18 protein-coding genes are annotated in these 24,191 nt (G+C 49.9%); 10 read left to right on the forward strand and 8 right to left on the reverse strand.

Features of this window, described 5'->3' with window-relative positions; translation table 11 throughout:
• Window positions 1-41 precede the first annotated feature (41 nt).
• From IE181_RS06215 to IE181_RS06240, 6 genes are all read left to right on the forward strand, one after another.
• A complete protein-coding gene (locus IE181_RS06215) occupies window positions 42-941 on the forward strand; it encodes a transporter substrate-binding domain-containing protein (protein WP_191250917.1) in 900 nt (299 codons plus the stop codon).
• 151 nt (window positions 942-1,092) lie between these two features.
• The gene (locus tag IE181_RS06220; protein WP_191250919.1) at window positions 1,093-1,965 is read left to right on the forward strand and encodes a hypothetical protein; all 873 of its coding nucleotides are present in this window, start codon (window positions 1,093-1,095) and stop codon (window positions 1,963-1,965) included.
• 67 nt (window positions 1,966-2,032) lie between these two features.
• Window positions 2,033-2,425 (forward strand): hypothetical protein, encoded by a 393-nt coding sequence (locus tag IE181_RS06225; RefSeq protein WP_191250921.1) that lies wholly within the window; start codon window positions 2,033-2,035, stop codon window positions 2,423-2,425.
• A 60-nt stretch (window positions 2,426-2,485) separates the two neighbouring features.
• On the forward strand, window positions 2,486-3,733 hold the full coding sequence (locus IE181_RS06230) for a TolC family protein (protein ID WP_191250923.1): 1,248 nt from the start codon (window positions 2,486-2,488) through the stop codon (window positions 3,731-3,733).
• Window positions 3,730-5,232, forward strand: a complete 1,503-nt coding sequence (locus tag IE181_RS06235; RefSeq protein ID WP_191250925.1) for an efflux RND transporter periplasmic adaptor subunit — start codon at window positions 3,730-3,732, stop codon at window positions 5,230-5,232. Before IE181_RS06230 ends, IE181_RS06235 begins: the two co-directional genes overlap by 4 nt.
• A complete protein-coding gene (locus IE181_RS06240; protein ID WP_191250927.1) occupies window positions 5,229-8,342 on the forward strand; it encodes an efflux RND transporter permease subunit in 3,114 nt (1,037 codons plus the stop codon). Before IE181_RS06235 ends, IE181_RS06240 begins: the two co-directional genes overlap by 4 nt.
• 59 nt (window positions 8,343-8,401) lie before the next feature.
• On the opposite strand, the gene IE181_RS06245 is transcribed toward IE181_RS06240, so the two are convergent.
• From IE181_RS06245 to IE181_RS06255, 3 genes are all read right to left on the reverse strand, one after another.
• The gene (locus IE181_RS06245; protein ID WP_191250929.1) at window positions 8,402-9,349 is read right to left on the reverse strand and encodes a winged helix-turn-helix transcriptional regulator; all 948 of its coding nucleotides are present in this window, start codon (window positions 9,347-9,349) and stop codon (window positions 8,402-8,404) included.
• 158 nt (window positions 9,350-9,507) lie between these two features.
• Window positions 9,508-10,980, reverse strand: coding sequence for a carotenoid oxygenase family protein (locus IE181_RS06250; protein ID WP_191250931.1), 1,473 nt, complete (start codon window positions 10,978-10,980; stop codon window positions 9,508-9,510).
• 197 nt (window positions 10,981-11,177) lie between these two features.
• The gene (locus tag IE181_RS06255; RefSeq protein ID WP_191250933.1) at window positions 11,178-12,722 is read right to left on the reverse strand and encodes a methyl-accepting chemotaxis protein; all 1,545 of its coding nucleotides are present in this window, start codon (window positions 12,720-12,722) and stop codon (window positions 11,178-11,180) included.
• A 490-nt stretch (window positions 12,723-13,212) separates the two neighbouring features.
• Between IE181_RS06255 and IE181_RS06260 the strand changes: the two genes are divergently transcribed.
• Window positions 13,213-14,055 (forward strand): patatin-like phospholipase family protein, encoded by an 843-nt coding sequence (locus IE181_RS06260; protein ID WP_191250935.1) that lies wholly within the window; start codon window positions 13,213-13,215, stop codon window positions 14,053-14,055.
• A 45-nt stretch (window positions 14,056-14,100) separates the two neighbouring features.
• Here the strand turns inward: IE181_RS06260 and yghU are convergent, their stop codons facing one another.
• The gene (gene yghU / locus IE181_RS06265) at window positions 14,101-14,958 is read right to left on the reverse strand and encodes a glutathione-dependent disulfide-bond oxidoreductase (RefSeq protein WP_191250937.1); all 858 of its coding nucleotides are present in this window, start codon (window positions 14,956-14,958) and stop codon (window positions 14,101-14,103) included.
• A gap of 143 nt (window positions 14,959-15,101) precedes the next feature.
• Window positions 15,102-15,710 (reverse strand): DUF1579 family protein, encoded by a 609-nt coding sequence (locus IE181_RS06270; protein WP_191250939.1) that lies wholly within the window; start codon window positions 15,708-15,710, stop codon window positions 15,102-15,104.
• A 199-nt stretch (window positions 15,711-15,909) separates the two neighbouring features.
• On the opposite strand from IE181_RS06270, the gene IE181_RS06275 reads away from it, so the two are divergent.
• Window positions 15,910-17,076 carry a DegT/DnrJ/EryC1/StrS family aminotransferase gene (locus tag IE181_RS06275; RefSeq protein WP_191250941.1) on the forward strand — a complete coding sequence of 389 codons (1,167 nt, stop codon included), beginning with the start codon at window positions 15,910-15,912 and terminating at the stop codon, window positions 17,074-17,076.
• 48 nt (window positions 17,077-17,124) lie between these two features.
• Here IE181_RS06275 and IE181_RS06280 read toward each other — a convergent pair whose 3' ends face one another.
• Window positions 17,125-19,005 (reverse strand): tetratricopeptide repeat protein, encoded by a 1,881-nt coding sequence (locus tag IE181_RS06280; protein WP_191250943.1) that lies wholly within the window; start codon window positions 19,003-19,005, stop codon window positions 17,125-17,127.
• A 155-nt stretch (window positions 19,006-19,160) separates the two neighbouring features.
• Window positions 19,161-20,702: a PQQ-dependent sugar dehydrogenase gene (locus IE181_RS06285; RefSeq protein WP_191250945.1), complete on the reverse strand. Its 1,542-nt coding sequence runs from the start codon at window positions 20,700-20,702 to the stop codon at window positions 19,161-19,163.
• Window positions 20,703-20,791: 89 nt separating this feature from the next.
• On the opposite strand from IE181_RS06285, the gene IE181_RS06290 reads away from it, so the two are divergent.
• Both IE181_RS06290 and IE181_RS06295 read left to right on the forward strand, forming a co-directional pair.
• A complete protein-coding gene (locus IE181_RS06290; RefSeq protein ID WP_229819177.1) occupies window positions 20,792-21,841 on the forward strand; it encodes a S66 peptidase family protein in 1,050 nt (349 codons plus the stop codon).
• A gap of 29 nt (window positions 21,842-21,870) precedes the next feature.
• On the forward strand, window positions 21,871-23,586 hold the full coding sequence (locus IE181_RS06295; protein ID WP_229819180.1) for a M1 family metallopeptidase: 1,716 nt from the start codon (window positions 21,871-21,873) through the stop codon (window positions 23,584-23,586).
• An 89-nt stretch (window positions 23,587-23,675) separates the two neighbouring features.
• Here the strand turns inward: IE181_RS06295 and IE181_RS06300 are convergent, their stop codons facing one another.
• A complete protein-coding gene (locus tag IE181_RS06300) occupies window positions 23,676-24,182 on the reverse strand; it encodes a DUF6580 family putative transport protein (protein WP_191250950.1) in 507 nt (168 codons plus the stop codon).
• Window positions 24,183-24,191: the final 9 nt, after the last annotated feature.

The following is a 24,191-nucleotide window of genomic DNA, read 5'->3' on the forward strand; positions in this document are numbered from 1 at the left end:
GTTGAGCTGCTTTCTAAGGGGCATGTGGTAAGGATGGGGATTTGACGGCATCTGGTAACAAATTAGGCTGGCTTGTGTGTTTTTTAATGCTACTGGGCATACTGAGCGCACTTTCTTTGTCGTTGCATGAAGATACGGCTGACCTGACAACTGCCCCTGTTTTGGAGGAAGCTGTCGAGCCTTCCAGCGGTAAGGTGACAGTCTATGTTGAGGAAATATCCCGTGTTTTTCTCGAAGATTTCAAAGACGCTGACACAATTGCTGCCTTTGAGAAACTGCAAACTTTCATGGACTGGTCAGGGCTTGCATATGACATCATGTTCGTGCCCTGGGGGCGTGCAGTATTACTGACTGAGAAAAACGACAGGGCACTTCTCTTTCAGTTACTGCGCACGGATGAGCGCGAAGATAAATATCACTGGATTTTGCCAATTTTTGGGGATGAACCCCTGTATTTATTTGGTCGCACAGGACTAGAGGTGACGTCAGGTATGCCATCACTGTCTGGATATTCAGCCGCATGCATTAAGGACAGTGTACAGTGCGATTTGTTGCTGGAACTGGGGTTTGATGCGGATAAAATTTTGGTTATGTCGTCCTCCACCCCAGCGGCGCTAGAGCAGTTATTGGTGCGGGGCCGCGTCGATTTCATCTTGGGCTTTCAGTACGGTGTGTGCATGAATTTGGAGGTAATCGACCATAGTATGTTGGATGTTGTTGCGTACAAACAGATAAAGCTGGCATCAGATTATCTGGCGGCACCTTTGCACATTGCGGAGGATATCTTGCAAAAATTGCAAGAAACGCGACAGTCAGATTTGCCTCTTTTACTATCAAAAGCAGATAGAGAGCAGGCCAGCTTAGCGAAAAAATCAGCAGGAGTTCTTGGTAATGACGGCTGTGCAATCCGTTTTTCTAACAGGGTATGGGATGGAAGTTAGAAGCAAAAAATTAACTTGTTTAAATTATACCTAAATCTGTTAGAGTTTTTAGGCGTAGGAGCACGATAGGTATTGGCTGGGGGTCTTGAGTAGGGTTTGCCTGTTTCTGGGGAACGGGAAAACTTGTAACCAAGGAAAGTTATTCAGTATCGTGTTGAAACGTTTTGTTTGTATATTTTCCCTGATGTTAGTTGTCAGCTTTTCCCCAAGCTCTGCGCTAACGCAAGCTTCCGCAGAATTAACGACCTCACCAGCACTAACACCTTTAACAGATGCATCAAGATTTCCGGTAATCCAGATTTATACTAGCGATGCTTCCAAGCCCTTTTTAGAAGAAGTGAAAGATGACGTAACGGTTGCATCTTTTGATCGTCTGGCTGTTTTTATGCGCCGTAGTGGATTGCGGTATGAAGTAAATTTTGTGCCGTGGGCACGGGTGCTGCGCAAAATCAGTGAAAATGATCATGCCCTGGTTTTTCAAATAGTGCGTACCTCGCAGCGGGAAGATGATTATCACTGGCTTGTTCCTATATTGGATTCGAACCCCTTGCATCTCTATGGCTTGGAATCTCCCGATAAAAATCCTGATGTCTGGAGGGAGATCAGAGAAGGAAAACGATCAGCGGCCTGCCATCGAGACAGTGTCCATTGCACTGTGCTCGAAGAGATGGGATTCCCGCCCTATACCATCTTGCGAATTTCTTCGGAACAACCAGCGCTGACTGAACAACTTCTTCTGCGTAAACGTGTGGACTTTATACTCAGATTTAAAGAGTCACTGTGTAACAATCTGATACTTCTCAATCTTGATGCCCGCCTGTTCCATCTTTATAAAACGATAGAACAAAAGCCTGATTATCTGGCTGCGCCGAAAAATATTAATCCTGACATTTTGAAAATTTTGCAGCAGGTAGATATGTCCGACTTGCCACCATTGAAATTCCGACAGGTTTTGACCTCTAACGGCAGCAAGGACAGTGGCGATGATGACCTGACGTGTGGCCTTGAAAGGGTGGGGGATTAAGCCTAAGGGTCTGTGATCACATAATTATGACTTGACCCTGCATCAGTTAAAGGACAGATAAAGCTGTATGGCATGGTTTAGACAAACAGCACAAACAACACTGCGCAGGATACTTCTGTGGCTGGTCGTCAGTGCATGCCTTGTCTCGCCCGTATCTACTGCCTCTGAAAGTTTTATGGTGATGCCAGAAGCTGTTGCTGAAATGCAGATGCAGGTCGATAATGCTGTATCGGATCACTGTGCGGAAATGCAGCAAGAAGTCCTTGCCGACGACGATATGGATTGCTGCGGTACTGCCGACTGTACCTGTGTTTGCATCACGGCTTTTGCGGCATTGCCACTATACACGCCACTTCATGACAGGTCTTTGGTTTTGCGCAGACTGCAACGTCTCGGCGGTCAGGTAGCTACTGATCAATTTTCTCCAAGTGTGATCCACCCCCCGATAATCGTTTCCTAAGTCTATGACCGCACAGCCGGTAAGGCTGTGTCCGATTTTCCCTATTTTCAGGAAACGATAATGTATATTTTAAATCTTCTTACGAGGGGACTTGTCTCCTTATCCATATTCAGTGTGGTTGCATGGTCCTCTGATGTGCCGCTAACTCTTGACCAAACGGTGTCCATTGCCCTGCAGCGGCAAGACGCCAGTGTGCAGACATATTCTGCACGGGCTGCAAGCGAAGATGCGCTTGCCGTCTCCGCTGGTCAGCTGCCTGATCCCAAGGTCAAGTTCGGTGTTGCCAATATTGCGGCAGACAGTTTTGATTTTAATCAGGAACCCATGACCCAGTTGCAGTTTGGTGTGCACCAAACCTTCCTGACAGGTAAAAAAAGATCTCTGGCGCGCCTGAAAGGCCATGCGCAGGGGGATGCATACAGGCATATGGCACGGGCGCGTGAACTGGCTATTATGCTCGAAGTTCGGACGCTTTGGCTTAATATTCATATGCTGGAGAATGTTCGCAGTATCATTGTAGCCAAGCAGCAGCAAATGCAGTCCTTGCAGGATGCGATCACCAACGATTTTGCTCAAGGCGATAGCGCGGCCAGATTCTTGTTTCAAGGCGAAGCTGAACTGGCGCTCCTGGCTGATAAAATCGAAGATACAGATCAGAAAATATTCCGCTTCCGAGCGATGCTTGGCCGCTATGTTGGTCAGGAGAATGCAGCACGTCCAATAAGCGGTGGTGTGGACTTATCTATGCCCAAGCCGTCAGAGGTTCTGCCGGAATTTATTGAACAGCACCCCCGTGTGCAGAGAGAAGAAGCACTGGTTGAAGCCGCCGAGAAAGGCATTGCGCTGGCTGAGGAGGCCTACAAGCCAAACGTTGGTCTTGATCTGGGGTATGGGGTACGTGCCGGGGGACGTTCCGATATGGCGTCCGCGATGATCAGTGTTGACGTGCCGCTTTTTACCGAGAAAAGACAGGATAAAATATTGTCGGCAAGCAAGCAGGCGCGCCAGTCATCCATGCTGGCGAAACAGTCTGTGGTCATGGATATGCTGCGGGATATGCGCGCCAGTTTCGAAGTCTGGACAAGATCTGCCAAGCGTATAGAGCTGTATCAGAAAGTTGTCCTTGATCGCGCCCGTGCTGCCTCTGAGGCAACAGAAAGGTCCTACGCGGCTGGATCTGCAGACTTTAGCGAGATTATTGGCCGTCATATCAGCGAACTGGACGCCCATCTCGCCCTTGAGAAGATTAAATTTGAACGTGCTGCCGCACAGGCAGAATTACTCTATTTGGAAGGAGCAGGCGCATGACCGTTTCTACAGTAAAACTTGTTGGTGTCGGTCTCTTTTTGGGCCTTGGTATAGGTATTGCGGGTACCATGATGACCGGTACGTATTTATCAGGGGCTGCCGATCACGGCGCAGCTCCTGCCGGGAAATCTTCAAATGATGGGGAGCCGGAAATCGATTATTGGGTTGCCCCGATGGACCCTAACTACCGGCGTGATAAGCCTGGCAAGTCACCAATGGGGATGGACCTTATCCCCGTGTATAAGGGGGAAGGGCCTGATGCGGCAGATGCCGGATTTACCGTTTCTCCAAATGTGGTGGCGAGCCTTGGTGTGAAAACCACCCCTGTTGTACAGCAACATTTCGCACCCAAACTACGCGTAACAGGACAAGTAGCGTATGACGAGCGTCAGGTGTCTCAAGTCCAGGTGCGCGAAGAAGGCTGGGTTGAAAAACTTTATGTCCGATTTGCAGGGGATCAGGTGGAAAAAGGCGCGCCGCTTTTCAGCTATTATGCACCGGGGATTGCGAATGCTATCGCAGACTATATGCATATCATGAAAACTGGGTCGGAAGCTTTTAAATCGGCGGCCCGTGTGCGCTTACGTGCGCTGGGGCTTAGTGACCGGTCGTTGCAGGCAGTGCTCGATGCAGGTGATCCGCATACTCCTATTACGGTCTATGCACCGCAGGGCGGGATCGTAACGGCGCTGGGTGTCCGTGAAGGAAGCCGGTTTGCTGCCGCTACGGTCGCGTTTGAAATTACCGATACTGAAACCATGTGGATTGTGGCTGACGTGTTTGCAGGACAGGGGGCTGAACTGTCCGTTGGGGATACGGTGACACTTGCCTCGGGCGAGACAGCGACAATCGATTATATCTATTCTGACGTCGAAAAGACTTTGCAAACAACCCGTGTCCGGGTGACAGCGCAGAATTCGGACGGGCACCTGAAAGCTGGTGCTTTTACCACACTTGAGTTTACCCCCGCCGGTCAGCATGCGCTTGTAGTGCCGGACACCGCGATCATCCGTCTGGGCGATAGTGACCGGGTGATTATCTCTCATGGAGACGGTAAGTTTGAGGCCGCGGAAGTAACCACCGGTGCTTCAGACGGAACAAACACTGCCATTGCATCCGGGCTTGCAGAGGGTGAGGAGGTTGTCATAAGCGGCCAGTTTATGCTGGACAGTGAAAGCAGCTTTACCGGGGCGGCGCTCCGTATGGCAGAAACGTCCACTGGCGGCAAGGATGAGCAGGAGATTGAAACGGCGGCCTTTGCGATGGGTACCATTCATTCCGCCGATATTGACAGCAGAACTGTGTCCATAACACACCCGGAAATCCCGGAAATTGGCTGGAATCCAATGACAATGGATATGGAGGTTGCAAAAGGTGTTCCCCTTGAAGATATGACCTTCCCTGCATCCGTGCATTTTGGGGTGGGGCAGGATGCAACCGGCAAATATGTCATTACCGTCATTCATGTAATGGATAGTGCAATGGGGGATATGTCATGATTGCATGCATCATTCGCGGGTCCATCAACCAGCGCGGTCTGGTTCTTATGATGGCACTCGTTCTTTTATTTACGGGGATATATTCCGTTCGACAAACACCGCTGGATGCAATCCCGGATCTGTCTGATGTGCAGGTGATTGTCCGGACCAGTTATGCGGGGCAGGCCCCTCAGGTTATTGAAGACCAGGTAACCTATCCACTGACAACTGCGATGTTGTCGGTGCCGCGGGCGACAACGGTGCGTGGGTACAGTTTCTTCGGCGACAGTTATGTCTATATCCTATTCGAGGACGGTACGGACATTTACTGGGCACGCTCCCGGGTTTTGGAAATTCTGTCGCAGATTTCTGACCGGTTGCCGGACGGCGCCAAGGCAGAACTTGGACCGGACGCGACTGGGGTAGGCTGGGTGTATCAGTATGCACTGGTTGACCGCACGGGTAATCTTGGACTGGATGAATTGACCAGCCTGCAAAACTGGTTTCTGAAGTTTGAGCTGCAAAGTCTGGACGGTGTCAGTGAGGTAGCGACTGTTGGCGGCATGGTGAAACAGTATCAGATTGCTGTTGATCCTGAACGTTTGCTGCAACATGGCTTGACCTTTAAAAAGGTGGTAGCTGCTGTCCGACAAGGCAATAGTGAAACCGGCGGCAGTGTCCTTGAAATGGCCGAAGCTGAATATATGGTGCGGGGGCGTGGTTACATTGCAAGCCTTGATGATATCCGCAGCCTGCCTCTTGCCGTGAATGCAGCGGGTACTGCGCTGACAATCGGCGATGTTGCATCGGTGACAACCGGACCGCAAATGCGGCGCGGAGTCACAGATCTGAACGGCGAAGGCGAAGCCGTTGGCGGCGTTGTTGTGATGCGCTTTGGTGGTAATGCGATGACAACCATTGAAGCGGTAAAAGACCGGCTGGAAACTCTGAAACCAAGCCTGCCGGAAGGGGTGGAAATTGTCGAAGTATATGACCGGTCCAGCCTGATCACCCGTGCTGTGGAAACGTTGCAGGAAAAATTGATCGAAGAGATCGTTATCGTCTCAATTGTTTGTATGCTCTTTCTGTTTCATTTCCGATCTTCCCTTGTGATTGTTGCCACATTGCCGCTGGGCATTCTGGCGGCGTTTGTCATGCTAAATCTGCAGGGACTGAATGCGAATATCATGTCGCTGGGTGGTATCGCGATTGCCATTGGCGCGATGGTGGATGCAGCCATTGTGATGATCGAAGCGCTGCATAAGAAAATGGAGAAAACAGAAGTTACCGCGGAAAACCGGTGGGAGCTGGTTGCAGAGTCGACAAAAGAGGTGGGGCCTGCGCTCTTTTTCTCTCTTTTGATTATCACGGTCAGTTTTCTGCCGGTGTTCGCACTGGAGGCGCAGGAAGGCAGACTGTTCAAACCCCTTGCATACACGAAAACCTATGCAATGGCGGCGGCTGCAATCCTGTCTATTACGCTTGTGCCAGTTTTGATGGGGTATCTGATCCGGGGCCGTATTCGGTCAGAACAGTCAAACCCGGTTAGTCGCCTGCTGATTGCAGTGTACCGGCCTCTGCTGGCGGTTACACTGAAATTCCCCAAAATGGCAATTATTGTATCAACCGTGATTGCATTGTCGGCTCTTTATCCTGCCAGTAAACTGGGAACAGAATTTATGCCGGAACTGGCAGAAGGCGATATTCTTTATATGCCGTCTGCCTTCCCTGGTATTTCTGTTGGTAAAGTGTCGCAAATCCTGCAGCAGACAGACCGTATGATCATGACAGTGCCAGAGGTTTTGTCTGCTTACGGCAAGGCAGGGCGGGCACAAACGGCCACCGACCCAGCACCTTTGACCATGATTGAAACCACAATCCGGTTGAAGCCACAGGAAGAATGGCGTGACGGCATGACGCTTGAGAAAATCAAGGCAGAGCTGGACAAGGCTGTGCAGGTGCCGGGGTTGACCAATGCGTGGGTTATGCCGATCAAGGGCCGTATTGATATGTTGGCTACGGGTATCAAGACCCCGATCGGGATCAAGCTTGCGGGCCCAAGTCTGGATGCGCTTGCTGATATCGGTCTGGAACTTGAAACGATTCTGAAGGATGTTCCGGGAACGGCGTCAGTATATTCAGAACGGGTCGTCGGTGGGCGCTATATTGATATCAGCGTCAAACGGGATGTGATCGCGCGTTATGGTCTGCAGGTGGATGATGTCAACGATATGATCCGCTATGCAGTGGGTGGAATGAATATCGGTTTGACCGTCGAGGGGCGGGAGCGTTACCCGATTAATGTCCGTTTGCCGCGTGATAGTCGCAGTAATCCCGATATGTTGCGGCGTATTCCTCTTGTCACCCCGTCCGGTGCACAGGTTCTGTTAGGTGATTTGGCAGACGTGACACTGACAACCGGGCCAGGGATGATCAGAAGCGAGAATGCCAGATTAAGTGCATGGGTGTATGTGGATATTCACAGCGGGGCCGACGGTGTTGATCTGGGTAGCTATGTGGAACAAGCACGCAGTGTTGTGGCCGCGGAACTTGATTTGCCGCCTGGATATTCCCTGACCTGGTCCGGCCAGTTCGAATATATGGAACGGGCAGGTGAAAAACTGCAGGTCATTGTGCCGGTTACACTGGCCTTGATTGTGATCATTCTGTTTCTGGCCTTTCGGCAGCTGCGCGATGTTGCGCTTATACTTATCAGTTTGCCACTGGCTCTTAGCGGGGGTGTATGGCTTCTTTATGCTCTGGACTATAATATCTCCATTGCGGTTGCGGTTGGTTTTATTGCGCTTGCCGGGGTGGCCGTGGAAATTGCCGTCGTGATGATCCTGTTCCTGAATTCGGCATTGGCTGAAAAGGGACAAGCGTTCACAAAGTCGGATGTGCGTGATGCGATAATGAGCGGCGCATTGATGCGCCTTCGGCCTATTGCGATGACGGTTGTTACGATTTTCGCAGGCCTTTTGCCCATCATGCTTGGCAGTGGTACCGGGTCAGAGGTCATGCGCCCGATCGCAGCGCCAATGGTAGGCGGTATGGCCAGCGCAACCGTTTTGACACTGATTATGCTGCCTGCATTATTCGCTCTGATCCATGGGCGGAAAGCCAAGGGGTAGCTGTTTAAACAGCGTTTGATAATAAAACACATGTCAGCAGGATAGTTTCCTTCAGGAGGCTATCCTGCTTGCAACTTGACGGTTTCAAGCATCAGCTTCTCTCCGCACGCTTTACAGCAAGTTTCAGCAAGTAACGGCTTGCCGCAAGATGTGTGGGTCAGCATAACATGTGGCCCCGCGTCATTTGCGAACCAGCGTTCGCCCCAATCCAGCATAAAGGCTACAATCGGGAACATGTCTGTTGCCTTTTCTGTCAGGATATATCTGGGGTGGGCATGACCATCATCCCCGGTGTAGCGATCAAACAAGCCGTGCTGTACCGCAAGCGCAAGCCGGTCGGATAAAATATTGGTCGCCATTTTAGTGGACCTGAGAAAGTCATCAAACCGGTCGTGTCCCAGAAGGGCTGCCCTGATAAGAAGGGTCAGCCAGCGGTCCCCCAGAAGGATCGAGATATCTTCAAAAAGATGGGGTGTATGGTCGTTGCTGCGCTTCAGCCCGCCCTGTCTTCGGCGCTTGGTATAGTCGTCCTGCCCCATTGTAAAGGAAGGCCCCCGTGATGCGACCACAGTGTCATATTCTGCAGGAAGATTGCAGCTGCCGCACTGGAGGATTGGGCTTAGTGTCTGGCCACATGTTTTATGTAGAATTGATACCGTCAGACTTGGGGGCGGGTGGCCCCATTTCATTTCCCATGCGAGCATGGCCATGGCAATGGGGAAGGTATCAAGGCCCATTGGGCTTAGTATATATTCATATCGTGGTGGGCTGTTTGTATATTGTCGCCGCTCCAAGAGGCCGATTTCTGTCATTTGTTTAATACGGCTGCTGATCAGCATTTTATTCAGGCCGGTTTTAGCCTGGAATGCAACAAAACGGGTTTCCTGAAGCCACAGGCATTCAAGCAAAAGCAGGGTTGATGTATCGCACAAGGCGTCTACTGCCTGCCACATTGCCCCTGATTTAATGGTGTCTTTTGTAATCATGCCGCCCAGATATCTGCCCACCCGTATCAGCCCTGATGCGCTTTGGAATAAGCGTAATATCAGGCTGAATATATCATCTATATAGGGGTGTGAAGCGCGGTGCAATGCCCGGCTGGGACATCGCACCAATGGCTATCAGGTATGCAGCTTATACCGGAACGGATTTTACAGCAAAGAATCTACAGCCCCTGTGCCTTTCGGATATCGGCACCGGCGGCCCAGGTGGCATGTGTGCCGCTTGGGATACGTTCTGGCAGCATGATCCGGCAAACCGGTCCATCAGCAATTTTCTGTGCGTCTACCAGAATACATTCGGATGTGTTTGTGTTCATGTCAGTGATGAAACTGACCAGATATCCATCATCCTCTGCCTGCGCATTGATACGGGGGACAAAAGGTGCTTCGCTTCCGTATCTGTTATCTCCAAACATCAGATGCTGTTTCTCGCCTGTTTCCAGATCATGTTTCACCAGTCCCTCAAACAGGAACCAACCGGGTTTTGGTTTGGCGCTGTATGCATAACGGTATTTTTTACCGGCATACTGCTGATTAAACATGCCGAATTCCAGCACTTCATCATCCAGATCCTCTTCCCGGGTTTCACCGGTTTTCAGATTAAACCGCCAGCGGTGCAAGCGGGCTTCCAGCGAATGTAAATCCAGAAAGGACATCATCAAGCCATACTTGGCGGGGAATTCCGGTTTTGGTTCCGGGAAGGGCGTGCCTTGAAAATATCCATCTAGTATAAGCTCATCCCCTTCTTCATAAGCATTCAGCCAGTGCAGAACGTATGTGGCATCAGCTTCAAACCATTTGATGTCCTCTGGTTGGCCCATCCGCGGCACAACAGCAAACCGGGATTTCATCTCAGGTCGGTATGTCGGGATATGCAGACCCTGTTCCAGGGCTTCTGGAATCCAGAAGGTCGGAAAGTCGTTCAGTATGGCGTAATTCTCAGAGAAAGCCATATCATGGGGCAGGCGCGGACCGGGTAGTTCAACAGGAATATAATGTTTCAGTTTGTTATCGGCACCGACCACGCCGTAATGCATATAGGGGGCCTTTTTGGAATAGTTGAAAAACAACAGCTCCCCCGTGGTTTCATCCAGTTTTGGGTGCGCGGATATACCGTCTTCAGGTGCCCAGTCCTCAACGCCGTATTGTTCAAGCGTGAAAGGATCCAGGCGATAACCATCCCCACACTGCCAGAAAGTTGAAAGAATTTTCCCGGCATGTACGATCACATCCGTTGAAGATGCATTTTTCAGTCCATCCTGTACGCATTCGCCGGGGCGCTTGGACTGAACCGGGTAGGCCGTCCAGCCAGCCCATAACGCTTCTCCCGCTTCCTGCTCTTCTTCAAAGCCGTTGGTTCGGATGAATCTATTCCGGTATTCGGCACGGCCCTCTTTGAAGTGCATCATATGCAGCATGCCGTCCCCTTCAAATGGGTGATACCGGCCAAGCGGTTTAAACACCGGGTTTTCCGTGTTGCGGATATAGACGCCGTCTATATCGTCCGGGATGGTGCCTATCACTTCCATATCAGTTGCATCATATTCCCTGTGCATGGGGGTCCAGGCACCGTTCAGATAGGGGTGATTGTTCTCCGCGATAGTTGTTTTAAATTCTTTGACAAGCTTGGTAGCCATAGTTTCCTCCCGGTCGCATCCATGATGGAGCAGACTATGATTAAGTAGGTAACATTATGCAAGTAAAATTATTCCACGGTAGTTCATGGGCGATAAGAAGCCGTGGCTCAGACCAGAATATCTTTGATGCTTTCATAAAAAAAACGAGCGCCTGGGCGCCCGTTTTTCAGTGTTTTTATTCCTAGGAGACTGTGCAGTTAATGAGTTGCCCTGATGTGGTTGGCAAATTCATTGGCTGTAGCCTCAAGTTCTCTGTGCTGTTCCATAATGGTTTTCAGGATTTCTGCAGTCTTGCCTGTGTTGGACTGGACGGTAGACATGACATCCTGCAGTTCGGAAGCGCGGTGTTTAACCGTTTCTGCTTCTGTTGAGGTCGTCTGTGCAGCACGGGATGTCTCGGAAGTTGATGCAGACTGTTCTTCTACTGCGGCGGAAATGCTGATTGCATTATTGCGGACCTGATTGATAATTTCGACGATCTGGGTAATAACATTTGATGTGTCATCAGCTGCCTTAGTCATAGCATTGATCAGGACTTCGATTTCTTCCGTTGCTTTCGCAGACTGATTGGCAAGGTTTTTAACCTCGGACGCCACAACCGCAAAGCCTTTACCGGCCTCGCCAGCGCGTGCCGCTTCGATTGTTGCGTTCAGTGCCAGCAGATTTGTCTGCTCAGCAATGTCATTGATCATCTGTACTACGGAGCGAATTTTAGAAGATTGATCCATCAGTTCGCGTAATGTTTCTTCGCCACCTTTGGAAACGGTGGCGGCTTGTTCAGATACCTCAGTAGTCTTGTTAACCTGCAGGGCAATTTCGCCTGCGGTAGCGGACATTTCTTCGATGCTGCTTGCAACAGTTGCAACATTCATCGACATGGTATCATTGGCGATGCTTACAGACTGCAGTTTTTCATCTGCGTCCTGTGTAGACTGAATAAGCAGGGTAGAGTTATGGGATACTTCTTCAATATTACGAGAGGCTTGCATGAGTAAGGCCCCAACCGATTCCTCGAAGTCGGCAGCAATCTGCAGTCTGTTTTCTCTGGCTACCTTTTCTGCTTCTTCCCTTTCCAGGCGGCGATCTTCGGCCATGCGCGTGTTCTCTGCTTCTTTTTCTTCTAGCGCGCTTAACGCCTGCTCCGCATTGGCCTTAAGTTGCAAGGCTTCTTCTTTCGCCTTGTGGGCTTTTTCTGCTTCTTCTTTTATTTGTAATTGGGCTTCCACTACTTCTTCAAGGATGGAACTGATTTTGATGCATAGCCAGATAAGTGTTGGTACTTCAAGAACGACGACCAGAGCATGCAGGAGAACTCTGCCGAAATCGGCCCCTTCGGGGAATACCCATGTCGGAAATGCGAAATTGAGAACGATATGATGAACAGCAACAACCGCGGCAGCCACCACAATAACCCGGAAATCACTGTAGGCAGTCAAAACAGCAAGGACCGCGAAAAAATACATGTGGACATCAATTTGCCACGGGTGACCACTGAATAAATAGACAAGCAGGGCTGCAAACAACACAAGCGAGACGCCTGACAATTGTCTCTGAAAAGAAGAGGCACCTTGTAATTTCAGAATGACGATTGGAACACCGGCGAATATTACGGCAAATACCACGGCGACCCAGTCAAGGTTGCCTGTAAACCAACCCGCAAGTATGACAAGTGGTACGTGCGCCGCCAGTATGTAGACCATTGTTTTAGCGAATGTCTGGCGGATAAGGCTAAGATTGTCCATATTTATCACTCCTGAATGCTGCCTTTTGTCTCTCGCGTCCTGCGCACCCTGCAGCCGAAACCTGGTTCACAACCAAAAGGGCTCCTGCTTTGTAATAATCGGCCACAGAACTGCGGGGGCCAGGCCGTATAATGTATGTTGTATCTGATAAGACGTCGACGAGTTGGGCGTCATGCAAGAAGACAGAACCTATCTTGTCGGGGGTATTATGGTTATTGGGAAATTTAACCAGCCACAGCTGATCCTGTGATGGATAGGCGTGCCCGACCAATAGTGCAAGGATTGCAACGCAACCCCAGACAAATGCTTTCATAAGCTCTCTCCGCTAAGTCGGTTTTCTGGAAACAGAATCGCAGATAATGTTTAAAAATTTATAAAAGCCAAATAAAGGACAACCTTTTGTGAATATTCTGTTCATACGGCTCTTGATCGTTTGCAGTAGATGGCTAGTGTCGATACGAATGTAACTCTGAACCGGATTGGTGGTTGTATGCAGAAAGTTTTCAGTCGGGAAACAGATCGTCTGGGCATTGCGCTTGGGGGCGGTGGCGCCAAAGGGTTGGCTCATATCCCGATCCTGGAGGTATTGGATGATCTGTCTATACCCGTGCATCAGATCGCCGGTACCAGTATTGGCGCCATTATCGGTGCTTTTTACGCGGCAGGCATGAAAGCAGGAGAAATCCGAAAAATTCTGGATGAAATTCTTAGAATGGAAAAAGATATCTGGCGCGAGATGTTTGAACGCAGGGTAGGGGTAAAGTGGTATGATCTGATCATGCCGAATGCTTCGGGGCCAGGTCTGTTGAACGTTGATGGTCTGCTCGATTTTCTGCGTGAAAGAATACCTGTTGAACGCTTTGAAGACCTTCAAATTCCTCTTACTATCGTGGCTTCTGACTTTTGGCGCCGCAGTGAAGTTGTGTTCAGGGAAGGGGATATTTTAACTGCCATCAGTGCGAGTATTGCTCTGTCTGGCATCTTCTCTCCTGTCATATTGGATGGTCGGGTACTTGTCGACGGTGGTGCGGTTAATCCGGTGCCTCTGGATCATCTGGAAAAATGTAGCTTCACTATTGCAGTGAATGTGTTGGGGGAGAAAAGCCCCGTAGGGGAAGATATCGCGCCGGGTGTGTTTGAAGCGATTTTCAATACCTATCAGATTATGCAGGAATCGATTGTCCGCGAGAAAATGAAACACCAGCAACCGAACATATATCTGAAGCCGGAGATCAGGGATGTTCGGGTTCTTGAGTTTCATAAGTGGGATAGTATCTACCGGCAGGCAGAAGACTGCGTCAATGACTTGCGCGCAGCACTGACACAGTCTTAGGCAGGCACAGCCGTAGATGGTACCCTTATATGCAGGCTGCGGGATTTAGGTAGCGCCAAGGTCTGCTGCGTCGTGCCTTTCGCGCAGTTGCTTTGCTTCATCACCCCAGGTTTTGTTAACCCGGCTTCCGCGCTGCACCGCGGGACGTTCTGCAATTGCATTGGCCCAGCGGGTCACATTTTTGTATGAGGATACATCCAGAAACTCTGCCGCATTATAAAGGCCACCCCGGACAAGCTCACCATACCACGGCCAGATTGCAATATCCGCGATGGAATAATCATCGCCTGCCATATAGGTATTTTCCGCCAAATGGCGATCCAGGACATCCAGTTGCCGTTTCACTTCCATTGCAAAGCGGTCGATACAATATTCAATTTTCACAGGCGCATAGCTATAGAAATGTCCAAAGCCGCCTCCCAAATAGGGGGCAGAGCCCATCTGCCAGAACAGCCAGTTAAAGCATTCCGCTCGTTTGGCTGGATCCTGTGGGATGAAGTGGCCAAATTTTTCCGCCAGATACATTAGTATTGAACCGGACTCGAACACGCGGGTTGGACTGTCTGTTGATCTGTCCAGAAGCGCAGGAATTTTTGAATTTGGATTAATGTCCACAAAGCCTGAGGAAAACTGGTCGCCTTCGCCTATGTCGATAAACCAGGCATCATATTCTGCATCTGTTTTACCAAGCGCTAACAATTCTTCGAACAGGATGGTGACTTTTTGCCCATTTGGAGTAGCCAGCGAATATAACTGGAATGGATGCTTGCCGACGGGAAGCTCCTTGTCGTGGGTTGGGCCGGCAATGGGACGATTTATACTGGCCCAGCGGCCGCCACTTTCCTGATTCCATTTCCAGATTTTTGGTGGTTCATATGCTTGGTTCGTTGGGGCATTGGTCATAGCGTGTTCCTATTTTCCTGAAGTCTGTCATCCCAATATTGTTATCGGGTGCAGGATTGTCCAGTTCACGTATGTTGAACATTCTGTGATTCTGGACAATTCGTACGGAAACTATGGTGCAATGCCCTATGTGTAGCCGTTTGTTACGGAGTGTTGATGGCTGTGTAGGTGACTTCAAATGACGGGGCCCATGTTTTGCCACCATCATCACTTGCCTCAATATGAAGCTGTCTTTTTCCGGCTGTCAGGTCAAATGTCAGGCGAAAGGCACGCCAGGCTGTTTCGCTGATTGGAAAGAAGGTTCCCGACTTTAAGTTCGTCATGACCAATTTACCGTCCTCAATAGTGCCCTCATACAGATCCATAATGCCCCACACATCATCAACGGAAGCATTTCTATAGACGTTACGATACTGATCGTAGGAGATGAAAGACCGCATGTTGAATTCGGTTTCGGACGGCACTTTTGGTTCTTCGGAAAGTAACATGCCTTTGTGACTGAGTTTCACTTCCACCTCTACCGGGGGGGACTGTTGCCAGGTTTTGCCACCGTCCTGAGAGAAGGAGGTCACCATTGACCAGGAGCCAAGAAGCGGTGCCAATTGTTGCATCATGGCGTAGGGCTTTTCTGAAACAGCGGGACGAACCGGTTTGTCTGTGTTTTCTGTCGCAGATACAGAAGCTGCTGTGGTCATGAAGCATAGCGCTACTGCAACCTTCAGAATAGATGAACGGATAGTGGTTTTTCTCATTTTTCCCCTCCCAAACTTTATAAAGGGCGGACAATAAACGACCCCATGCCCCTAGAATAGATGATAATAAGTTTACAACTTGGTGTCTATGGCGGCTGAGGGGGGCAGGTGAATGAAAATCTATCTGCTTGAACGGTGCAGGGAGCTGGTTTAAGACGAATGAAACAGTTTGCAGGAATAAGCAGGAAGACGGGACAGTATGATTCAGAAGCATCCGACCGGGGAATGGCGTATCAAGTGCCTCGTCCCTGATTTGCCGTCGCCTGAGGCAGTTATCCCGTATCTCTATGAAATGAGCGACAATCGTTGGTATGCAAACTTTGGTCCGATCAATGGCCGGTTTGAAGAGGCTTGCAAAAAACTGCTGACAACGGATGGCCAGACTTGTTTCGTATCCAGCTTTTCGTCGGCGACCGCCGCGATGGAAGTGGTGCTGGTCGCCAAAGGCCTTGAACGCGGCGCCAAGGTGCTTGTACCGTCATTAACGTTCCCGGCGACAGCCCTTGCCGTTATCCGTTCAGGCTATGAGCCTGTTTTGTCAGACATTGATCCAGATTCCTACCAACTTACACCTGAGATCGCGAAAGCATGCCTGGCTAAGTCAGGGGGGGAAGATATTGCTGCGGTCGTGCCGGTGGCACCCTACGGTATTCCGGTTGATATTGATGCGTGGGAAGACTTTCAGGTTGCAACTGGCGTACCTGTGCTGGTTGATGCAGCAGCGGCGTTTCCCGTGCAAAAACCGGGCAGAACAATACCGGTTGTTTACAGCCTTCATGCTACGAAACCTTTTGGCATTGGCGAGGGTGGTTTGGTTGCCTGTGGTGAGCCAGCGGTTATTGAAAAAGCCCGTTTGTTATCCAATTTCGGGTTTGAGCATTATGAAATTGTCACGCCAGGCTCTAACGCCAAAATGGGTGAATATTATGCGGCTGTGGGGTTGGTTCAGCTGGCACGTAGGGAGGAGCTGGAGGCACGCCGTGCTCATTTATGGCAGAAATACTGTGATGTTTTCGCAGGGGCATCGGATAAGGTACACATCATCGGTAGCGCTGGCTACAGCGGTGGCTACAGCGGTGGCACAGTTGCGATTCCTGCAAATTTGCTAATTGAGACGAAGGTACCTATTCAAAAGGTTGTGGATGCCTGCATAACCAAAAGCATTCAAACCCGTCACTGGTATTTACCACCCCTGCACAGCCAGCAAGCCTTTGCATCCTGTCTGCAACTTGGTGATGGCGAAAAGGGGCTGCCGTTGGTGGCAGACAGGCTTATGCAACATATGACCGGCTTGCCGTTCCATAATTTTCTATCAGATGATGATATTGAAGAGGTAGCAGCCGTGGTGTTGAAGGCAACCATATAGCCCCGGGACGGCGGTGCTATATTAGGGAAACTTTTGTCATTGCTGATTTTAAGTAGAACGCTCAGCCATCAATCTTGTTAAATCATCATATTCAAATTCACGCCTGTCTGATGCCTTCAAATCATCATTAAGTATATGCAGCATATAGGCGATTTGATCCAGATCACTGTCTTCATCAACGAAGAATGTCTTGTCGACGTCCAGTTTTTCTAACTCTTTTGACAACTGGATGATGTTTTCTTTAACCGCAACCCATTTGAAGGCTGTTTCATAATATTCACGTTTTGAAGATGCGATCATCTCTGCCGGGGCTTTGATTTTGCGCAGAATGCGTGCATCTGTTTTCGCGTGGGGTTCTGGGCCTTCTAGGGTAAGAACAGGCTTGTTCATGAGGAGTGCATCAATTGTACCGTTCGTGTTTCCAAATGGAGCCGTGCTGAAAATTACATCCATACGGTTCACGTTATTCATATAGACATCATAATTTGTTCTTGGGTGAACCTTTGCGTCTGGTAATGTGCGCTGCATCTCTTTGCGCAAGCCATGCAGCAGGTTTGAATAATCATTTGGGAAGAAATGAAACTCTACCTTTGTGGGCACATTATCTTGCAGGGTTTTGCACATGCGTACGAAGCTGTGGGTAAGTTTAGGCATAAAGCCAAGAACACCAACCCTGACAAAATCACGCTTCTCTAGAGGAAGGCCCGCAGTCGTTTTATCGCGTTCCCAGGACGGATGTGGACTAAAACCGCCACTGATGCTGCGGTGGACCAATTTTTCTGTGAAACAATCTGCATCAGGGCGCAGGTCGTTGTTCATCACGATATAGTCCATCTCTGTTGAGCAGGTAGTTGCAGGATGGCCAAGCGCCATAAACTGCACAGGAGCAAGTCTTAGATTACAAAGTCCCATAGTGGCAGCACTCATGCCAACAGACGGATAGTAGATAACGTCAGGCGCGATTTTCCGAATTGATTTAACCGTTTTTGGAAGTGCCTTGGCAGACACATTCATATGGACAACTTCGTTAAATAAGTCGCTGACACGTTTATCGATAGTTTTAGAATCCACCATCAGTATGGAGTGAAACTTATTTTTCAGGGCCGCAGTAGCTTTGCCGTGACACCGAAACATGGCGTGTTCTGCAGAAAAGCTTTCGGCAATCGTCAGAATAACCGGTTTTTTCCTGTATTTGGGGCGCGCGGGCAGTTTGTTCTTGATAATGCCAGAACGCTCCATCCAGCGTTTGATCATCCGGTTGCTGGCGGCTTTAAACTGATGTTTTTGGGGCATGTCCAGATAGCTGCATGTCATCCAGCTACCCAAAACCCGATATTCATCAAATGTTTCAAAGTCGACTTTGTCGATCAGATCCGTCCGGCTTGTCAGCCACATTCTGTTGTGTTCTTTTTCCGGGCCGCAGAAATATTTCTGATCACAGCATCCATATATCAGGGGACCCAAAAGACCCGGGTCCAACCTGTCAATGATCTTCCCCACATTCTGATAAACTGTCGTTAAAGTAATAAGGCTTAGAAAACGAATGATGGCAAATTTTTCGTCTTTGCGAAGTCCCGCATATTTTGCTGCAAGTTGCCTTGGGGATAGTTGGGCGTCCCCAATGATATCCAATATTGCCCCCAACGGGCCTTTTGCCTGACTAATTGCAATATATTCGTCTTCAACAACGTCCAGATCCGCGCGGACAATGAATGTAATGAATGCCTTCAGGATTTTTTTGTTGATCGCAGTGATGTCTTTTATCGGCTTCGTGGGTTTCATGACCGGCGTTTTACGAAGCGCCCCCATCTTGGGTACAATAAATCTCAGGCCTTCATTATACGCGCCCTTTTCCAACAGTTCGTAGCAGGATTGAACCCAAGCGGCTGTTAGCTTTTCATTTTCAGTGAATGTTTTCGGGGCGGCCATATGATGTCACTACTCATAAAGTTCAAAATTAATGCAGTAGAGATAGGAGAAAAATGTCAGCAAGGCAATCATCTGATTACAGAGAAAATCTCAGACAGTCAGGAGCATAGGAACAGATCCCTGTCCCTGTGCTCGCTGATAGCGATTGTCGTGCATTACTGGGGCACTGCCGGTAGACTTGGCGGTGCTGCTGCCTCGATCCGGTCCGCGGCCAGCAGGTAAATGGCGATTGCTCTGCGGCCTTCATCCGTCACATCTGGGGCGGGCATTGGGCCTGGGGGTGTCTCAAGCAGTGTGATCAGGCTCTCCACATCATACCGCTGAGGCAGATTTGTCAGTAGTTTGACCTGCACACCTTCTTGTGCGGCCTCGGGGTCGTGACACTGGGCACAGCCATTTGTCATGTAAAGAAGGCCGCCCAGACTGATGTTGCGGGCAATGTCGGCAGGTTCCAGATCCGCCAAGGGATCCGCAACTGATTGTTGGCTGTTTTGCACAGGCGCTCCCGCTGCAAGTCCGGTACGCGATACCCGGAAAATTGTCCCCGAATAATCATCAGAAATATAAACGGTACCGTCTGGGCCTTCAAGTATCTCAGCCGGGCGTCCAATAACGTCTTCGTCTTTTTCAAAGCCGGTTAGAAAATCCTGCTGTGTAATTGTTCCGTCCGGATTGAAGTGAAGGGACACAACTTTGTAGCCTGCCAGTTCGCTACGGTTCCAGGAACCGTGCAACGCCACAAGAGCAGTCTTTTCAAATGCAGGGGTCAGACCGCGGCCACTGATAAACCGGATGCCCAAAGGGGCACGGTGCGCGCCAAAACCGTGCAGCATTGGTATGCTGTTCTGTACTTTGTCCATATTGCCTGCGCCGAAATCGGGATCGGGTTTTCGGTCATCATAAGCATAAGGCCAGCCGTAGTCGCCGCCTTCGGTAATGGCATTTAATTCGCAGTGGGGGGTGTCGTCGCCGAGAAGGTCACGGCCATTGTCTGTGCCGTACAACATACCTGTGTCCGGATGCCAATCAAAACCGACTGTGTTTCTAAGACCCGTAGCATAAATACGGGCACCACTGCCGTCGGGGTTCATTTGCAGCATTGCGGCACGGTATGGGTTATCTTCAATACAAACATTACAGCTGGACCCTACTGTGACATATAGCATGCCGTCAGGGCCAAAACCGAGTGTCCTGGTCGAGTGATTGCCGCCACCGGGAAGTTCATCAAAAATCACTTCGGCTGTGCCAACCTGGCGCGTAGCAGGATCAAAAGGCATGCGCGATATTTTATCTGTTTCTGCGACATACAGCATGCCGTCCTGGTACGCTAGTCCGTAGGGGACATCCATCTCGGATAATAACACTTCTCTGCCATCAGAGGTGCCGTCACCGTCCTTGTCTGCATGCAGAAGAATGACCTCTCCTTTGCGATAACTTGCCACCAGCATATCGCCTGTGGGGGTAAACAGCATTGTGCGGGCATTATCAACTTTGGCCGCATAAACACCAAGTTGCAGCCCCTCCGGCAGGGAGAAGCGATCATTGATCACATTGCTAGTAGGGGTTTCCTTTTGCCTGCCAGACATAAAGTCTAAAATGGGGCCTTTCACAGCGTAGTTTTCCGGCCACCACATCCATAGGCCCAGAACACCAATCACGACGGTGGCTACAACGGCCAGCAATATTTTTTTCAGCATGAGACACTCCCTTTGCAGAAAACCATATCAGAGACTAGACCTGATGATCCAGCACGATTATGGTTTCTCCTGATCAGAGGGAGGAGTGCGTGGATAGACGCTTGTTTATAAGAGCCATGTTGGCATCGGGTGTTTCGCTGGCAAGCCTTGGATACATCCAGCCAGGCGACGCGGTGGCCAGTGGCGCCGGGGGGGTGAAACCAGCGCGGTTGCGTGTTGGGGATACTGTCCGTTTGGTTGCCCCGGCGGGCGTTATTTATGAAAAAGTTCGAATTGATATTGCGCTTGAAAGCCTGACTGCGCTGGGCCTTAAGCCAACTTTGGGCAATCATGTGTATGACCGGCATGGTTATTTTGCTGGCAGGGACGCAGACCGTGCAGCAGACATAAATGCGGCCTTTGCAGACCCGTCGGTGAAAGCTGTCTTCGCCCTTTCTGGTGGATGGGGTGCGGCACGAACGCTACCATATCTGGACTTTGACCTTATTAAAGAAAACCCCAAAGTTATTATTGGATATAGCGATATTACGGCGCTTTTGAATGCCATTTATGCCAAAACCGGGCTGACGACATTTCACGGACCCAATGCGACAACCCGCTGGACCGATTTTAATGTGCAAAGTTTTCAAGACATGGTGATGAAGGGCACAACCCCGGAACTGGTTAACCCGCAGGTCAGGGACAATAGTCTTGCTGTCCGCACCAATCGCATTCAGACAATTAATGCCGGTACAGCAGAAGGCGCCCTTGTGGGGGGAAATCTGACCGTGTTGACCGCGCTTGCAGGCACCCCGTATTTGCCTGACTTTAAAGGGAAAATTCTTTTTCTCGAAGATGTGGGCGAAGCGATTTACCGTGTTGACAGAATGTTGTCCACGCTTGAGCTCGCGGGGGTGTTCAAGAAAGTCACGGGCATTGTCTTTGGCGGCTTTACGAAGGTTGGTAACGACGGGGCCGGTTTTGGTAGTTTTGCCCTGATGGATATATTTGAACAATACGGCAAGCAGCACGGCAAGCCATGCTTTTACGGTGCTATGTTCGGACATGTTGAGAATGCCCGCACCATTCCAATCGGCGGCACGGCAAGAATAGATGCAGACAAGGGGTCAATTCACCTACTGGTACCAGCGGTTAGGTAGCATGGGTGATAGGGATTGTGGAGGATAGAATGAACAGCAGCAAAACAGCATCAGTACATCACGAGCCAGTCATAAGGTGGACGGGATTAAGAAAAACGGTCACCAGTCTGGTTTTTCTGATGGCCGGCGCAGGGCATCTGGTTCTGGCGCCGTCGGTGCAGGCGGCAGAGGAACCATGGCGCACAGAATTGCGCGGTGCCATTACGCCAGACCGGGCCTGGTGGGATCTTGATCATTATCATCTGGATATTGATGTTGATGTCGATACTAAGACCATCTCTGGCACCAACACCATGCGGTATAAGGTGCTGTCAGATGGGCAGCGGTTGCAGGTTGAATTGCAGGCCCCAATGATGTTCATGCGGGCTGAGCAAAATGGCAAACGTCTGAAAGTCATTAAAAAGGATTATAGCTATTTCATCTATCCGGACGGGGAGCAGAAGGTTGGTGAAACCTACGAGATCAAAATGATCTTTGAAGGTACGCCGATTATCCCCAATAATCCTCCGTGGGATGCAGGCATTACCTGGACGACAGATAGTAGCGGCAAACCCTTCATCGCCAATTCCAATCAGGATCAGGGCGCAAGCGTTTGGTGGCCCAATAAGGATCACGGGTATGACGAGCCAGACAGCGGTATGGATATCAGTGTCGAAGTCCCGGATGATTTGATGGACGTTTCAAACGGGCAGCTGGTCAAGGTAGAAGAGCATAAAGACCGGGGCACGAAAACATGGCACTGGCGCATGAAAAATCCGCCGAATAATTACGGCGTCAATCTAAGTATCGGCGATTATGTCCATTTCAGCGAAAAATATGAAGGTGAAGATGGTACGCTTGACATGGACTATTATGTGTTGCGCGAAAATCTGGATAAGGCGAAAACCCATTTTGCTGATGCCCGCCGTACGATAGAAGCCTTTGAACATTGGTTCGGGCCGTACCCGTTTTATGAAGATGGTTTCAAGCTGGTAGAAGTGCCCTATCTGGGGATGGAGCATCAAAGCGCTGTCACCTACGGTAATAAATATCTGATGGGGTACAAGGGCCGGGATTTATCGGACACTGGTTGGGGACTGAAGTGGGATTTCATCATTATTCACGAAACCGGACACGAATGGTTCGCCAATAACATTACAGCCAAAGATATTGCGGATTTATGGATACATGAAAGCTTCACTAATTATAGCGAGGGTCTCTATACCGAATATCATTTTGGCAAGGAAGCTGGCGCAGAATATGTGCGCGGCACCCGACTGGGTATATCAAATGATAAACCCATAATCGGACAGTATGGTCGTCACGAAAAAGGTTCAAAGGATATGTACCCGAAAGGGGGCAACATGCTGCATACCATCAGGCAGCTTGTGGATTGTGATGATTTGTGGCGCAGTATTTTGCGCGGCCTCAATAAGACCTTCCATAACCAAACTGTTACCTCAGCGGAGATTGAGTCCTATATGAATGACCGGTCGCCAGTAGAACTTGGCAAGGTGTTTGATCAGTATCTACGTTATGATCGGGTGCCGACCCTTGAATACTATTTCAAAGAAGGCACGTTGTTGGTGCGCTGGACGGATGTGGTGCCCGGATTTGACATGCCTGTGAAGGCGGTGGTGAACGGTGCCGAGGTTTGGTTGAAACCTACCGAGAACTGGGCCGCCGTGTCATTTGAGCAGCCTGCGAGCACCCTTGCGGTCGATCCGGATTTTTATGTGCGGTCTTCGAATATACTGGGTAACTGATCCACCATTTAGTTATCTGGCTTATCCTTCATGAAAAAAAGCCCGCTTGCAGAAGCGGGCTTTTCCATTTGATTGATTTTTCTAATGTATTAGGCAGCCTGTGCATTCTCTGCCTGGCGTTTCTGCATGTGCAGGAACAGGGCCTTGCCGCCAAACAGGGCAGTTGCGAACACAACATCGCCAACAAAGGCAGCAGAGACAAAGGGCAGAGCCATCACATAACAGGACACAAATCCTTCAAGTGTGAAACCGTATGAGCCTGTGGCGAATACACCCAAATTGGACAGGATGAAGAACGCAAGAGTGTTCAGGCCAACGCCGCCTGCAACCGTTATAACTTTTTCCCTACCTTTGATCAGGTAGTGACCAATCACGGGTGCCATCAGGAACCCAAGATAGACACCCAGCATAGACTGCCAGGAGTAAAAGCCGATCATCATGTCGCTGATCAAGAGCGGCACAAGTGGAACAATCAGTGCTTTGCGCAGTGAAAGGTTCGCCCCTGCGAATAATCCTACGGACCCAACGGCTGTAAAGTTCCAAGCATGGGGAACCAGACGGGTTATGACTGCAAAAACAATAAGAAAAATCTGCATAATAGCCTC

Origin of the sequence: Kordiimonas sediminis (assembly GCF_014656395.1) — a bacterium.
GTDB lineage: Bacteria > Pseudomonadota > Alphaproteobacteria > Sphingomonadales > Kordiimonadaceae > Kordiimonas_A > Kordiimonas_A sediminis.

Excerpts from the sequence above, each read along its gene's own strand:
- IE181_RS06225 (WP_191250921.1), top strand. The coding sequence starts at position 2,033 with ATGGCATGGTTTAGACAAACAGCACAAACAACACTGCGCAGGATACTT.
- IE181_RS06295 (WP_229819180.1), top strand. The coding sequence starts at position 21,871 with ATGAACAGCAGCAAAACAGCATCAGTACATCACGAGCCAGTCATAAGG.
- IE181_RS06240 (WP_191250927.1), top strand. The coding sequence starts at position 5,229 with ATGATTGCATGCATCATTCGCGGGTCCATCAACCAGCGCGGTCTGGTT.
- IE181_RS06280 (WP_191250943.1), bottom strand. The coding sequence starts at position 19,005 with ATGGCCGCCCCGAAAACATTCACTGAAAATGAAAAGCTAACAGCCGCT.
- IE181_RS06235 (WP_191250925.1), top strand. The coding sequence starts at position 3,730 with ATGACCGTTTCTACAGTAAAACTTGTTGGTGTCGGTCTCTTTTTGGGC.
- IE181_RS06255 (WP_191250933.1), bottom strand. The coding sequence starts at position 12,722 with ATGGACAATCTTAGCCTTATCCGCCAGACATTCGCTAAAACAATGGTC.
- IE181_RS06270 (WP_191250939.1), bottom strand. The coding sequence starts at position 15,710 with ATGAGAAAAACCACTATCCGTTCATCTATTCTGAAGGTTGCAGTAGCG.
- yghU (WP_191250937.1), bottom strand. The coding sequence starts at position 14,958 with ATGACCAATGCCCCAACGAACCAAGCATATGAACCACCAAAAATCTGG.
- IE181_RS06260 (WP_191250935.1), top strand. The coding sequence starts at position 13,213 with ATGCAGAAAGTTTTCAGTCGGGAAACAGATCGTCTGGGCATTGCGCTT.
- IE181_RS06285 (WP_191250945.1), bottom strand. The coding sequence starts at position 20,702 with ATGCTGAAAAAAATATTGCTGGCCGTTGTAGCCACCGTCGTGATTGGT.
- IE181_RS06275 (WP_191250941.1), top strand. The coding sequence starts at position 15,910 with ATGATTCAGAAGCATCCGACCGGGGAATGGCGTATCAAGTGCCTCGTC.
- IE181_RS06300 (WP_191250950.1), bottom strand. The coding sequence starts at position 24,182 with ATGCAGATTTTTCTTATTGTTTTTGCAGTCATAACCCGTCTGGTTCCC.
- IE181_RS06230 (WP_191250923.1), top strand. The coding sequence starts at position 2,486 with ATGTATATTTTAAATCTTCTTACGAGGGGACTTGTCTCCTTATCCATA.
- IE181_RS06250 (WP_191250931.1), bottom strand. The coding sequence starts at position 10,980 with ATGGCTACCAAGCTTGTCAAAGAATTTAAAACAACTATCGCGGAGAAC.